The 12,349-nt window shown below is 68.2% G+C and carries 12 protein-coding genes; 9 read left to right on the top strand and 3 right to left on the bottom strand.

Going from position 1 to position 12,349, the window contains the following annotated elements; genetic code table 11:
* Positions 1–10: 10 nt before the first annotated feature.
* Positions 11–1,141, bottom strand: a complete 1,131-nt coding sequence (locus L8951_RS02575) for a GGDEF domain-containing protein (RefSeq protein WP_244381433.1) — start codon at positions 1,139–1,141, stop codon at positions 11–13.
* 182 nt (positions 1,142–1,323) lie between these two features.
* Between L8951_RS02575 and trmB the strand changes: the two genes are divergently transcribed.
* From trmB to L8951_RS02590, 3 genes are all read left to right on the top strand, one after another.
* Positions 1,324–2,031: a tRNA (guanine(46)-N(7))-methyltransferase TrmB gene (gene trmB, locus L8951_RS02580; protein WP_244381434.1), complete on the top strand. Its 708-nt coding sequence runs from the start codon at positions 1,324–1,326 to the stop codon at positions 2,029–2,031.
* A 106-nt stretch (positions 2,032–2,137) separates the two neighbouring features.
* Positions 2,138–3,178: a cysteine synthase A gene (locus L8951_RS02585; protein ID WP_244381435.1), complete on the top strand. Its 1,041-nt coding sequence runs from the start codon at positions 2,138–2,140 to the stop codon at positions 3,176–3,178.
* A gap of 12 nt (positions 3,179–3,190) precedes the next feature.
* Positions 3,191–3,847, top strand: a complete 657-nt coding sequence (locus tag L8951_RS02590; RefSeq protein ID WP_244381436.1) for a peroxiredoxin — start codon at positions 3,191–3,193, stop codon at positions 3,845–3,847.
* 66 nt (positions 3,848–3,913) lie between these two features.
* On the opposite strand, the gene L8951_RS02595 is transcribed toward L8951_RS02590, so the two are convergent.
* Positions 3,914–5,143, bottom strand: coding sequence for a PQQ-dependent sugar dehydrogenase (locus L8951_RS02595; RefSeq protein ID WP_244381437.1), 1,230 nt, complete (start codon positions 5,141–5,143; stop codon positions 3,914–3,916).
* 189 nt (positions 5,144–5,332) lie between these two features.
* Between L8951_RS02595 and rimP the strand changes: the two genes are divergently transcribed.
* The 6 genes from rimP (at position 5,333) to L8951_RS02625 (ending at position 11,777) form a co-directional block, all read left to right on the top strand.
* Positions 5,333–5,872: a ribosome maturation protein RimP gene (gene rimP, locus L8951_RS02600; RefSeq protein WP_244381438.1), complete on the top strand. Its 540-nt coding sequence runs from the start codon at positions 5,333–5,335 to the stop codon at positions 5,870–5,872.
* Complete coding sequence (gene nusA / locus L8951_RS02605; RefSeq protein WP_244381439.1) at positions 5,865–7,514, top strand: transcription termination factor NusA; 1,650 nt, start codon at positions 5,865–5,867, stop codon at positions 7,512–7,514. Before rimP ends, nusA begins: the two co-directional genes overlap by 8 nt.
* Positions 7,501–8,211, top strand: coding sequence for a DUF448 domain-containing protein (locus L8951_RS02610; RefSeq protein ID WP_244381440.1), 711 nt, complete (start codon positions 7,501–7,503; stop codon positions 8,209–8,211). Before nusA ends, L8951_RS02610 begins: the two co-directional genes overlap by 14 nt.
* Before the next feature lies 1 nt (position 8,212).
* Positions 8,213–10,711 carry a translation initiation factor IF-2 gene (infB, locus tag L8951_RS02615; RefSeq protein ID WP_244381441.1) on the top strand — a complete coding sequence of 833 codons (2,499 nt, stop codon included), beginning with the start codon at positions 8,213–8,215 and terminating at the stop codon, positions 10,709–10,711.
* 98 nt (positions 10,712–10,809) lie between these two features.
* Positions 10,810–11,232, top strand: coding sequence for a 30S ribosome-binding factor RbfA (gene rbfA / locus L8951_RS02620; protein WP_265535904.1), 423 nt, complete (start codon positions 10,810–10,812; stop codon positions 11,230–11,232).
* Positions 11,229–11,777, top strand: a complete 549-nt coding sequence (locus L8951_RS02625; protein ID WP_244381442.1) for a GNAT family N-acetyltransferase — start codon at positions 11,229–11,231, stop codon at positions 11,775–11,777. Before rbfA ends, L8951_RS02625 begins: the two co-directional genes overlap by 4 nt.
* Here L8951_RS02625 and L8951_RS02630 read toward each other — a convergent pair.
* Positions 11,774–12,337 carry a YceI family protein gene (locus tag L8951_RS02630; RefSeq protein ID WP_244381443.1) on the bottom strand — a complete coding sequence of 188 codons (564 nt, stop codon included), beginning with the start codon at positions 12,335–12,337 and terminating at the stop codon, positions 11,774–11,776. The genes L8951_RS02625 and L8951_RS02630 overlap by 4 nt on opposite strands.
* Positions 12,338–12,349 lie beyond the last annotated feature (12 nt).

The following is a 12,349-nucleotide window of genomic DNA, read 5'->3' on the forward strand; positions in this document are numbered from 1 at the left end:
GCCCGAGGCTTCAGGCGCGCCGATCGGCGGGGCGGGTGCCGTCATTGGCGGCGTCCGCACTGTTGACCTGCCCGCGACCCTGCGCCTTGCCGCGATAGACCGCCTTGTCGGCGCGGCGCAGCATCTCGTCGATCCCCATGCCCTGCTGGCGGATCGCGGTGCCGACGCAGGCGCTGACGCGGCAATTGTCGAGCGGCGCCTCGAAGCGCAAGGCCTCGATCGCGGCGAGCGCGCGCGCGGCCAGCGCCGACAGCTGGCCGGTCATGTCGCGCGGCAGGAGGATGACGAACTCCTCCCCCCCGAGCCGACAGATGCGCTGCCCGCGAAACACGAACTTGAGCGCGTCGGCCACCGCGATCAGTACCCGGTCGCCACCGTCATGGCCATAGCGATCGTTGACCGCCTTGAAATGGTCGAGGTCGATCGCGATCACGCTGCCGCAGGTCCATTTGCCCTCCTCGTCGGAGTTGATCGCCCAGTGCAGCCGGCGCCGGTTGCCCAGGCCGGTCAGCGGGTCCATCGCCGACTCGCGGTTCTCGCGGCGCACCGCGTCGCTGCCCAGCGCCACCAGCAGCACCAGCCCGAGCGCCAGCCCCACTACCGCGGTCGTGAGGTGGAAGGCGACGTTGTAGAAACTGGCGAAGAAGTCGGTCACCGGCGCGGTATCGGGTCGGATGACGAACAGCCCGGCGCGGACCAGATAGGACAGCGCCGCGAGTCCCAGCGCGCCGACGACGAGCCGCCCGATCGCGCGCCCGTCGCGCCAGCGCACCGCGCGCGGCAGCACGGTGGCCAACATCGAGAAGGCGACCAGCTGGACGATGACCAGCCGCGCCTCGGGACTGGGGGCCAGCGGCTGGTAGGGAAGGAACAGCAGGCTGGCGATCGCCGCGATCCCGAGGGCCGCGGTCGGGAGGTCCTCGCCATGGCGCCGGGCAAAGGCCTGGATGAACAACGCCACGGTGATGAAATGCAGGGTCAGCGCGAGGTGGCGCCACCATTCTTCGCCGATCGGGCGCAGCGCGTCGAGCAGGATGCCGCCCGCCCCGACGAGGAAGGCGGCAGCGCCCCAGCGCGCCGCCTTGAGCGAACGGTCGGCCATCGACAGGGCGATGAGAAAGCCCCCGAACAGCACGAACATGCTCGGTACCAGAAAGAAAAAGATTCGCGCGTCGGACATCGCTCGTCCCGCTCCCCGCAGCCCCCGGAAAGGCAGCACGCCTAACCGATTGGCCGGCAAAAGAAAAGTTGCAATCGGGCGCTGTCGGACAGCCGACCCGACCGGCCTTTACCCGCCCCGCGCGAGCCTCTAGGGGAGCGCGCATGAGCGCGAACAAGCAAGGCGATCCCACCACCCTCAACCGGCTCTATGGCCGTTCGAGCACGCACCGGCTGCGCAAGGGCCAGCAGGCGCTGGTCGACCAGCTGCTGCCGCAGATCGGGCTTCCCGAGGACGGCCCGCTCACCGCCGCGCGGTTGTTCGGCGAGGATCGACCGCTGCATTTCGAGATCGGGTTCGGCGGCGGCGAACATCTCGCCTATCGCGCCGACCTTCTGCCCGACCATGGCTTCATCGGTTGCGAGCCCTTTCTCAACGGGGTCGCGCAGGCGCTCACCCATGTGAAGGAGCAGGCGCTCGCCAACGTGCGGCTGCATATGGGCGACGCGCTCGAACAGTTGCGCCGCGTTCCCGACGGGGCCCTGTCCTTCGTCTACCTTCTCCATCCCGACCCCTGGCCCAAGGCGCGCCATGCCAAGCGCCGCATGATGAATGACGGCCCGCTCGATATCATCGCCGCCAAGCTCAAGCCCGGGGGCGAGTTCCGCGTCGCGACCGACCACCCGGTCTATCTCGACTGGGCGCTGATGGTGATGCAACGCGACCAGCATCGCGCCCGGTTCGACTGGCTGATCGAGGACAGCTCGGGGTTCCTTGAAAAGCCCGGCGGATGGATCGACACGCGTTACGCGGCCAAGGCGCGTCGTGAAGGCCGTCGCCCTTATTATCTTCGCTATCGCCGCAAGGGCTGAAGCGCAGAAAAGAAGTCCGTCGAATCAAGGGCTTGAGCGCCATCGCATGCGCTCGCCAGCACGCCCCCTCTTTCGTTTCGCCCCGGCGCTCCCTAGCTAGGCGGACATGACCATTCGCACCGACGTCCTCGACGCCATCGGCAACACCCCGCTGATCAAGCTCCGCCGCGCCTCGGAGGAAACGGGCTGTACCATCCTGGGCAAGGCCGAGTGGATGAACCCCGGCCAGTCGGTCAAGGATCGCGCCGCCAGGAGCCTCGTCCTCGACGCGGTCAACGAAGGGCGTATCGCGCGCGGGGGCACGATCGTCGATGGCACCGCGGGCAATACCGGGATCGGGCTCACGATGGTCGGCAACGCGCTCGGCATGGAGACGGTGATCGTCATCCCCGAGACGCAGACGCAGGAAAAGAAGGACACGCTGCGGATGCTCGGCGCGCAGCTGGTCGAGGTGCCCGCGGTCCCCTACAAGAACCCCAACAACTATGTGAAGGTCGCCGCGCGTATCGCCGAACAGCTGGCCGAGAGCCGCGATGGCGGGGCGATGTTCGCCGACCAGTTCGACAACCGGGCCAACCGGCAGGCGCATGTCGACACCACCGGCCCCGAGATCTGGGAGCAGACCGACGGCAAGGTCGACGGCTTCATCTGCGCGGTCGGCACCGGGGGAACGCTTGCGGGCGTCGCCCATGCGCTGCGCGAACGCAGGCGCGACGTGCGCATCGGTCTGGTCGATCCGCCCGGGGCCGCGCTCTACAGCTATTATACCACGGGCGAACTGCGCGCCGAGGGCGACAGCATCACCGAGGGCATCGGGCAGGGCCGGATCACCGGCAACCTCGAGGGCCTCAGCGTCGATCACGCCTTCCGGGTCGAGGATCAGGAAAGCCTCGACGTGAATTTCACGCTGCTCGAGGAAGAGGGCCTCAACCTCGGCCTGTCCTCGGGCATCAACGTGGCCGGCGCGATCCGGCTCGCGCGCGAGATGGGCCCCGGTCACACCATCGTGACGGTCCTGTGCGATCCCGGCACGCGCTACCAGTCGCGGCTCTTCAACCCCGATTTCCTGCGCGAAAAGGGGTTTCGCGTGCCCGCGTTCCTCACCCGCGAGGTGGACATCGACATTCCCTACCTTCCCACCGAATAGGAGACCTGACCCATGACCCTCTCGATCGGCTCGACCGCCCCCGACTTCACCGCCTCGACCACCGAAGGCGAGATTCGATTCCACGACTGGATCGGCGATGACTGGGCGATCCTCTTCTCGCATCCCAAGGCCTTCACCCCGGTGTGCACCACCGAACTCGGCTACATGGCCGGGCTCAAGGACGAGTTCGCCAAGCGGAACACCAAGATCATCGGCCTGTCGGTCGACAGCAGCGAGGACAACAAGAACTGGCTCCCGGACATCGAAGAGGTGTCGGGCAACAAGGTCGACTATCCGGTGATCGGTGACAGCGACCTCAATGTCGCCAAGCTCTACAACATGCTCCCCGCCGACGAGAGCGGGACCGCCGAAGGGCGCACCGCCGCCAACAATGCGACCGTGCGCACCGTCTACATCATCGGCCCCGACAAGAAGATCCGCGCGATGCTGCTCTACCCGATGAGCTCGGGCCGCAACTTCGACGAGGTGCTGCGCCTGCTCGACAGCGTCCAGCTGACCGAGAACAAGGGTGTCGCCACGCCGGTGAACTGGAAGAACGGCGAAGACGTCATCGTCCCGCCGACCGTGTCCGACGAAGACGCCAAGGCGAAGTTCGGCGACTTCGAGACGGTGAAGCCCTACCTGCGCCGCATCCCGCAGCCGCAATAGGCGCTCGCCGATCCACCGATCGACCGCGAGGGGGCGGCGCCTGACCGGCGCCGCCCCCTTTCACGTTCAGCGCTTCGGGGTGAGCCGCAGGAGCGTCCCGTCGCTCTCGCCCCGGTCGTCCTCGAGCAGGTAGACCGCACCGTCGGGGCCCTCGACCACCTCGCGCAGGCGCACGCCGAAATCGTAGCTCGTCATCGCGCGCGCCCGCGCCCCCTCGAGCGCGACCACATTGAGCTCCTGGCCCGACAGCCCCGGCACCAACGCATCGTCCCGCCAGTCGGCGAACAGCTCGCCCGAGTAGATCAGCAGGCTCGCCGGGCTGGTCGCGGGCACCCAGTAGGCGGCGGGCTTCACATAGGGATCGTCGGGGGTGTGATCGGGGATCGGGACGCCGTTGTAATTGTCGCCATAGCTCGCCTCGGGCCAGCCATAGTTCGCCCCCGCCGTGACGAGGTTGAGCTCGTCGCCATGCTTGGGCCCCATCTCGATTTCCCAGAGACGCCCGTCGGGGGCGAAGTCGAGCCCGAGCAGGTTGCGGTGGCCATAGCTCCAGATCTCGGCGGTCGACCCGCCCTGGTCGTAGAAGGGATTACCCTCCGCCGCGCTGCCATCGAGGTTGAGGCGCAGCACCGTGCCGAGGTTGTTCGAGTTGTCCTGCGCGGGGTCCTGCTCCTGCCGGTCGCCGCTGGTCACGAACATATATCGCCCGTCGGGCGAGAAATGAATCCGGTGCGAATAATGGCCCCGCCCCTCGGTCTTGTCCTGCCGCCACAGCACCTCGAGGCCGGTCAGCCGACAGGCATCGGCGCTCTGGCACAGGAGCTTGCCCTTGCCGACGACGGCGCCGCGACTGTTGCCCTCGCCCGCCTCGACCCAGCTCAGGTAGAGGTCGCCTCCCTGCCCCATCGGCGCCGCCCAGTTGGGACCGAAGGCGATATCGCCCATGCCGCCCTGCCCGCCATAGTCCACCTCGGGCAAGCCGCTCTCGATCGAACCCAGTCGGCCGGTGACGACGTCCTTGAACCAGACCTCCCCCTTCTTGCCGGTGATGAACAGGAGGTTGGTGCCGGGCATGAACTCGGCCCCCCACGGCTCGTCGAACTCGCCCAGCTCCTCGACCGTGAAGGGCGCGTCGGCGAGCGCGACGGGCGCGCTGCGGGGCAAGGGCGGGGTGTCGGTCGAGCGCGCGCTCCCCGCGGTCGTGGCCCCGTCGGTGGCGCCGGCGGCGCGGTCCGGCCCGTTGGCATTGCACCCCGCGGTGGCGGCGAGGACAAGGATCAGGGTGACAAGGCGCATCGGGCTCTCTCCTCGGGTTTGTCTGTTTCGGCAACGAACCATCTTGTCTTAGGGTGCATCGCCGCTTGCGCAAAGCCCACCCTGCGCCTATATGCGCTTCATCCCAAGACATCGCGAGGTGCCATGGGCCGCTCCGGGGCACCGGACGCGGCACCGAAGGGATATGGATTTGATGCAAGGAGCGCCGGCTTGGCCGACATGAACACGATCGCGAGCATTATCGAACCGGTGGTGAAAGCCATGGGCTTCGACCTCGTGCGCGTGAAGATGCTTGGCGGCGAAGAGGAACCCACGCTCCAGGTGATGGCCGAGCGCCCCGACACGCGCCAGCTCACCATCGAGGATTGCGCCGAAATCTCGCGCGCCCTCGATGAGCCGCTGGAGGCAGCCGACCCGATCGAGCACGCCTATCGGCTCGAGGTCAGCTCGCCCGGCATCGACCGGCCGCTGACGCGCCTCCAGGACTTTGTCGACTGGTCGGGACACCTTGCTCGCATCACGCTCGAGGAAAAGCTCGCCGGGCAGAAGAAGTTCAAGGGCACGCTCGACGGGGTGGACGGCGAGACCATCCTCCTCACCGACGACCATGGCAAGGAGCATCGCGTCCCCTTCGCGATGGTCGAGGATGCCAAGCTCCTGTTCACCGACAAGCTCCTCCAGGAAACCCAGCCGCTCTCGACCGAGGGCGCCGAAGAGATCAACGAAGAAGAGGGTACCGACAATGGCTAGCACGCCTCCTCCCGCAGCCACGGCCAACAAGGCAGAGCTCCTTGCCATTGCCGACGCCGTTGCGCGCGAGAAACTGATCGACAAGGGCATCGTCATCGAGGCGATGGAAGATGCGATCCAGCGCGCCGCGCGTGCCCGCTATGGCCAGGAGAACGACATCCGCGCCAAGCTCGACCCCAACACCGGCGACCTGCGCCTGTGGCGGGTGCTCGAGGTCGTCGAGGAGGTCGAGGACAATTTCAAGCAGATCGACCCCAAGGCGGCGCAGAAGCTGCAGGACGGCGCCAGCGTCGGCGATTTCATCGTCGATCCGCTGCCCCCGATCGAATTCGGCCGCATTGCCGCGCAGGCGGCCAAGCAGGTGATCTTCCAGAAGGTCCGCGACGCCGAGCGCGAGCGGCAGTATGAGGAATTCAAGGACCGCGCCGGCGAAGTCATCACCGGTGTCGTCAAGCGCGTCGAGTTCGGCCATGTGGTGGTCGACCTCGGCCGCGCCGAGGGGGTCATCCGCCGCGACCAGCAGATCCCGCGCGAGATGGTCCGCGTCGGCGACCGCATCCGCTCGCTGATCATGCGCGTGAGCCGCGAGGTCCGCGGCCCGCAGATCTTCCTGTCGCGCGCGCACCCCGATTTCATGCGCAAGCTGTTCGCGCAGGAAGTACCCGAAATCTACGACGGCATCATCGAGATCAAGGCCGCCGCGCGCGATCCCGGGAGCCGCGCCAAGATCGGCGTGATCAGCTACGACAGCTCGATCGACCCGGTCGGCGCCTGCGTCGGGATGAAGGGCAGCCGCGTCCAGGCGGTCGTCCAGGAACTGCAGGGCGAGAAGATCGACATCATCCCCTGGTCGGAAGATCTGGCGACCTTCGTCGTCAACGCGCTCCAGCCCGCGACCGTCAGCCGCGTCGTCATCGACGAGGAAGAAGGCCGCATCGAGGTTGTCGTGCCCGATGACCAGCTCAGCCTCGCCATCGGGCGCCGCGGCCAGAACGTGCGCCTCGCCAGCCAGCTGACCGACAGCCAGATCGACATCCTCACCGAGGCCGATGCCTCGGAGAAGCGCCAGCGCGAGTTCACCGAACGCACCGAGATGTTCCAGAACGAGCTCGACGTCGACGAGACGCTCGCGCAGCTACTGGTCGCCGAGGGCTTCACCAGCCTCGAGGAGGTCGCCTACGTCCCGCAGGACGAGATCTCGGTCATCGAGGGGCTCGACGAGGAAATCGCCGAGGAGCTGCAGAGCCGCGCCAAGGAAGCGCTCGAGCGCGCCGAGGAAGCGGCGCGCGAGAAGCGCCGCGAACTGGGCGTCGAGGATGCCGTCGCCGAGCTGCCGCATGTGACCGAGGTGATGGCGGTGACGCTCGGCGAGGCGGGGTTCAAGACGCTCGACGACGTCGCCGACCTCGCCACCGACGAGCTCATCCAGAAGAAGCGCGCCGACAATCGCCGCCGCGGCGACAGCCGCCGCGCGAGCGAGGACTCGAAGGGCGGGGTGCTCGGCGACTATGGCCTGACCGAAGAGCAGGGCAACGAGATCATCATGGCGGCCCGGGCCCATTGGTTCGAGGACGAAGACGAGGCCGAGGCGACCGCCCCGGCCGCATCCGAGGAGGACGCGGCTGCGGATGGGAACCAATGAGCATCTGCTAGGCGAGAAGCACGCGCCCGAACGGACCTGCGTCCTCACGCGTGAGGCCGGGCCGCGCGATCGGCTCGTCCGGCTCGCGCTCGGCCCCGACGGCCGGGTGCTGCCCGACGTACGCGCCAAGGCCCCCGGCCGCGGCGCCTATGTCGGCGTGTCCCGGCCCGAGCTCGAAGCCGCGCAGGCCAAGGGCAAGCTCAAGGGCGCGCTCGCACGGGCGTTCAAGACCGGCCAGATCGACCTCCCCGACGACCTTGGCGAACGGATCGAGACCGCGCTGGCGCGCGCCGTGCTCGACCGCCTCGGGCTCGAGGCCCGCGGCGGCATGCTGCTGTCGGGCGCCGAGAAGGTCGATGTCGCCTGCCGCAAGGGCGAGGCGATGCTGCTGCTCCACGCCGCCGACGCGAGCCCCGACGGGATCGCCAAGCTGGCGCAGGGCTGGCGGATGGGCGGCGGCGCGGCGCGCGGGCGGAACGGGGGGCTTGTTCTGCCGTTCGATCGCACCACATTGTCTACGGCACTGGGACGCGGCAACGCGGTCCATATCGCGCTGGTGGACGCCGGGGCGGCACGACGCGTTTCCCACGCGCTCGCCCGATACCAAGCTTTTCTTGGGAAGCATGCTAAGGTAGACCGCCACGACGCTGGCGGGACCGAGCCCGTGACGACGGAAGATTTGAGGACGAAGGATTAGAATGAGCGACGACAAGAAAAAGCTCGGGACCCGCGCACCCCTCGGTGTCAAGAAGACGATCGAGGCCGGACAGGTGAAGCAGAGCTTCAGCCATGGCCGTTCGAACACGGTGGTGGTCGAGGTGAAGAAGCGCCGGATCCTCAAGCCGGGCGACGCGCCCGCCGCGCCGAAGGAAGAGACCAAGGCGCCCGCTGCCGAGGCCCCCAAGAAGGCGCCCGCGCCCAAGAAGGCCGCGCCCGCGCCCAAGCCCGCCGCCAAGCCGGCGCGCCCGCTGACCGCGGCCGAGCGTCGCGAACAGGTCAAGGAACTCGAACGCCAGGCCGAGGAAGCGCGCATGGCCGCGCTCGAGGAAGCGCGCCGCCGCGAAGACCAGGCCAAGACCCGCGCGAGCGAGGAGGAAGCACGCCGCGCCGAGGAAAATCGCAAGGCCGAGGAAGCCGCCGCGAAGAAGGCCGAGGACGAAGCCCGCCGCGCCAAGGAGGAAGCCAAGGCGCAGGCCAGTGCCGAGAAGGCCGCGGCCGCCAAGCCCGCACCGCGCAGCGCCAAGCCCGCGCCCGCCAAGGCCCCGCCCAAGCGCGACGATCGCAGCAAGGGGCGCCCCGCGCCCGATCGCCGCTCGGGCAAGCTCACCGTCAACCGCGCGCTGCGCGGGGGCGAGGGTGGCCGGGCGCGCAGCCTCGCCGCGCTCAAGCGCGCGCGCGAGAAGGAAAAGCGTGCCCAGCGGGGCCAGAGCGGTCCGCGCGAAAAGCAGGTCCGCGACGTCCAGGTCCCCGACAGCATCACCGTGGGAGACCTCGCCAAGCGCATGGGCGAGAAGGCGGCCGACCTCGTCAAGTCGCTCTTCAACATGGGCATGATGGTCACGGTCAACCAGCCGATCGACCAGGATACCGCCGAACTGCTCGTCACCGAATTCGGGCACAACATCCAGCGCGTCAGCGAGAGCGATGTCGACATCGACACCTCCGAGGACGTCGATGCGCCCGAAACGCTCAAGCCGCGTCCGCCGGTCGTCACCATCATGGGGCATGTCGACCACGGCAAGACCTCGCTGCTCGACGCCATTCGCGGTGCCGACGTCGCGGCCGGCGAAGCCGGCGGCATCACCCAGCATATCGGCGCCTACCAGGTGCAACCCAAGCAGGGCGATCCCATCACCTTCCTCGACACCCCGGGGCACGAGGCGTTCACCGAGATGCGCGCGCGCGGCGCGACCGTCACCGATATCGCGGTCCTCGTGGTCGCCGCCGACGACGGGCTCAAGCCGCAGACGGTCGAGGCGATCAACCACATCAAGGCGGCCGGCGTGCCGATGATCGTGGCGATCAACAAGATCGACAAGGACGGCGCCAACCCGCAGAAGGTGCGCGAGGAACTGCTCCAGCACGAGATCATCGTCGAGGCGATGAGCGGCGAGGTGCAGGACGTCGAGGTGTCGGCCAAGAAGAAGACCAACATCGACAAGCTCCTCTCGGCGATCAACCTCCAGGCCGAACTGCTCGAGCTCAAGGCCAATCCCGACCGCGATGCCGACGGCACGGTGGTCGAGGCCAAGCTCGACAAGGGTCGCGGCCCGGTCGCCACCGTGCTCATCAAGCGCGGCACGCTCAAGGTGGGCGACACCTTCGTCGCGGGCGCCGCGGCGGGCAAGGTGCGCGCGCTGATCGATGACCATGGCCGCCGCGTCAAGCAGGCCGGTCCGGCCTTCCCGGTCGAGGTCCTCGGCCTGTCGGCGGTGCCCAGCGCAGGCGACCAGTTCACCGTGGTCGAGAACGAGGCGCGCGCCCGCGAGGTCGCCGAATATCGCCAGGGCGTGATCGACAAGAAGCGCACCACCGCGGCGCCGATGAGCCTCGAATCGATGTTCGACAAGAAGGGCTCCTCGACGATCATGTTCCCGCTGATCATCAAGGCCGACGTGCAGGGCACCTCGGAAGCGGTGGTCAATGCGGTCAAGAAGATCTCGACCGACGAGATCGAGGTCCGCGTCATCCATTCGGGGGTCGGCGCGATCACCGAAAGCGATGTTACCCTCGCCGCCAGCTCGGGCGCGCCGATCATCGGCTTCAACGTGCGCCCCAATGCCAAGGCCAAGGAGATCGCCAAGCGCGACCAGGTCGAATTCCGCTACTATGACGTCATCTATCACCTGACCGACTGGGTGAAGGAAGCGATGGCGGGCGAGCTCGGCCCCGAGATCATCGAGACGATCGTCGGCAAGGCCGAGGTCAAGCAGGTCTTCCCCGCGGGCAAGAAGGACAAGGCCGCCGGCCTGCTCGTCCTCGAAGGCGTCATCAAGAAGGGCCTCCATGCCCGCCTCACGCGCGACGATGTCATCGTCTCCAAGACGACGATCGCCTCGCTGCGGCGCTTCAAGGAGGATGTCGACCAGGTCGAGGCCGGGACCGAATGCGGTGCCGTGCTCGAGGACACCAACGACATCGCGGCGGGCGACATGCTCGAGATCTTCGAGGTCGAGGAACGGGCGCGCACGCTTTGATCGATCCCGTCACCATCCTGTGGGGGCTGGTCGCGCTGTCGGGCGCGGCCGCCCTCGCCTTCCTCTTCGCCGGCGCGCTGACCGGCAGGCTGCAATAGGTGAAGGCCAAGGCCTCCTCCTCCGAACCCTCGGTGCGCATGCTGCGCGTCGGCGAGCAGGTTCGCCATGCGCTGTCCGAGGTCTTGAGCCGCGGCGACGTGCATGACGAGGCGCTGTCTTCGACCCCCATCTCGGTAACCGAGGTGCGGATGAGCCCCGACCTTCGCCACGCGATGGTCTTCGTCAAGCCGCTGCTCGGCGGCGACGAGGAAGCGGTGCTGACCGCGCTCAAGAAGAATGTGCGTTACCTGCGCGGCGAGGTGTCGCGGCGGGTCAACCTCAAATATTCGGCCAGCCTCAAGTTCAAGATCGACGAGAGCTTCGACGAGGGCAGCCACATCGACAGCCTCCTGCGGACCGCCCATGTCGCGCGCGACCTCGCCGCCGACACCGAGGACGGCGACGACGACCAGCTCGAATGAGCCCGCTGCGCGCCCCGCTCACGGGTCGAGGCGTGCGCGGCGAACCGTTGGGCGAGACGCACCGCGACGCGCTGCGCCGCGCCTGCGCCGAAGACCTCGACATCTGGCAGATCTACGCGGTCGACTATGGCCCGCGCGCGTTCGACGCATCGTTCAGCGCGCTGCTCGCCGCGCCCCTCGTCCCCTTCGCGCTGTTCCACGAGGACGGGCGCCTGATCGGCATGTCGAGCTTCCTCAACATCGAGCCCGAGCGCCAGTTGCTCGAGATCGGCAATAGCTATTACCGCCCCGCCTTTCGCGGGGCCGGGGTCAACCGGCCGATCAAGGACATGATGCTGCGCCATGCCTTCGACCACGGCTTCACCCGGATCGAATTTCGCGTCGATGCGCGCAACCTGCGCAGCCAGGCGGCGATGGCCAAGCTGGGCGCGGTGCGCGAGGGCGTCATGCGGCAGGACCGGACCACCTGGACCGGGCACCGCCGCGACACCGTGCTCTATTCGATCCTGCGCGAGGAGTGGACGGCCCCCTGCCCCGCCGCCTAGCGCGCGACGATCGGCACCATCCTCGCTTCGATCCGGATCCTGACCTTGTTGCCGACGATCGGCCGATAGCCGGTCATGCCGAAGTCGCGCCGGTCGATCCGCGTGCGCGCGGCGAGCCGCACCGGCTGGCCGTCGTCGAGCGCCGCGACCGGCCGGTCGAAGGCCACTTCGAGCGTCACCGGGCGGGTGACGCCGCGCGCGGTGACCGTCCCCGCGATGCGCCCGCGCCGGTCATCGTCGAGCTGCAGCGAGGTGCCGTGAAAGCGGACCATCGGGTAGCGTTCCACCCAGAAAAACTTCTCTCCCTTCAGTCGCCGCCGCGTGACCCCGTCGGATGCCTCGAGGTGCCGGGCATCGAGGTCGACCCGCAGGTCGACGCGCGAGCGATCGGCGGGGTCGACCAGGATCGATCCTTCCATCGCCGGGAAGCGGGCCGTCTTGCTCGCCAGCCCGAGGAAGGCGACCTTGGCGCTGACCCGGCTGGCGCTCGCATCGGGCTCGTAGGCGGGACTGCCCAGGGCCATGAACGCGGCAAGCACCGCTGCGAGAAGCTGGACCATGAGACTTCCTTT

It is taken from the genome of Sphingomicrobium astaxanthinifaciens (genome assembly GCF_022865105.1).
In the GTDB taxonomy this organism is placed as follows: Bacteria; Pseudomonadota; Alphaproteobacteria; order Sphingomonadales; family Sphingomonadaceae; genus Sphingomicrobium; species Sphingomicrobium astaxanthinifaciens.

Coding starts and splice junctions, on each gene's coding strand:
- L8951_RS02630 (WP_244381443.1), bottom strand. CDS start 12,337: ATGGTCCAGCTTCTCGCAGCGGTGCTTGCCGCGTTCATGGCCCTGGGC.
- L8951_RS02595 (WP_244381437.1), bottom strand. CDS start 5,143: ATGCGCCTTGTCACCCTGATCCTTGTCCTCGCCGCCACCGCGGGGTGC.
- nusA (WP_244381439.1), top strand. CDS start 5,865: ATGGCTAGCACGCCTCCTCCCGCAGCCACGGCCAACAAGGCAGAGCTC.
- infB (WP_244381441.1), top strand. CDS start 8,213: ATGAGCGACGACAAGAAAAAGCTCGGGACCCGCGCACCCCTCGGTGTC.
- L8951_RS02610 (WP_244381440.1), top strand. CDS start 7,501: ATGGGAACCAATGAGCATCTGCTAGGCGAGAAGCACGCGCCCGAACGG.
- L8951_RS02590 (WP_244381436.1), top strand. CDS start 3,191: ATGACCCTCTCGATCGGCTCGACCGCCCCCGACTTCACCGCCTCGACC.
- L8951_RS02585 (WP_244381435.1), top strand. CDS start 2,138: ATGACCATTCGCACCGACGTCCTCGACGCCATCGGCAACACCCCGCTG.
- L8951_RS02625 (WP_244381442.1), top strand. CDS start 11,229: ATGAGCCCGCTGCGCGCCCCGCTCACGGGTCGAGGCGTGCGCGGCGAA.
- L8951_RS02575 (WP_244381433.1), bottom strand. CDS start 1,141: ATGTTCGTGCTGTTCGGGGGCTTTCTCATCGCCCTGTCGATGGCCGAC.
- trmB (WP_244381434.1), top strand. CDS start 1,324: ATGAGCGCGAACAAGCAAGGCGATCCCACCACCCTCAACCGGCTCTAT.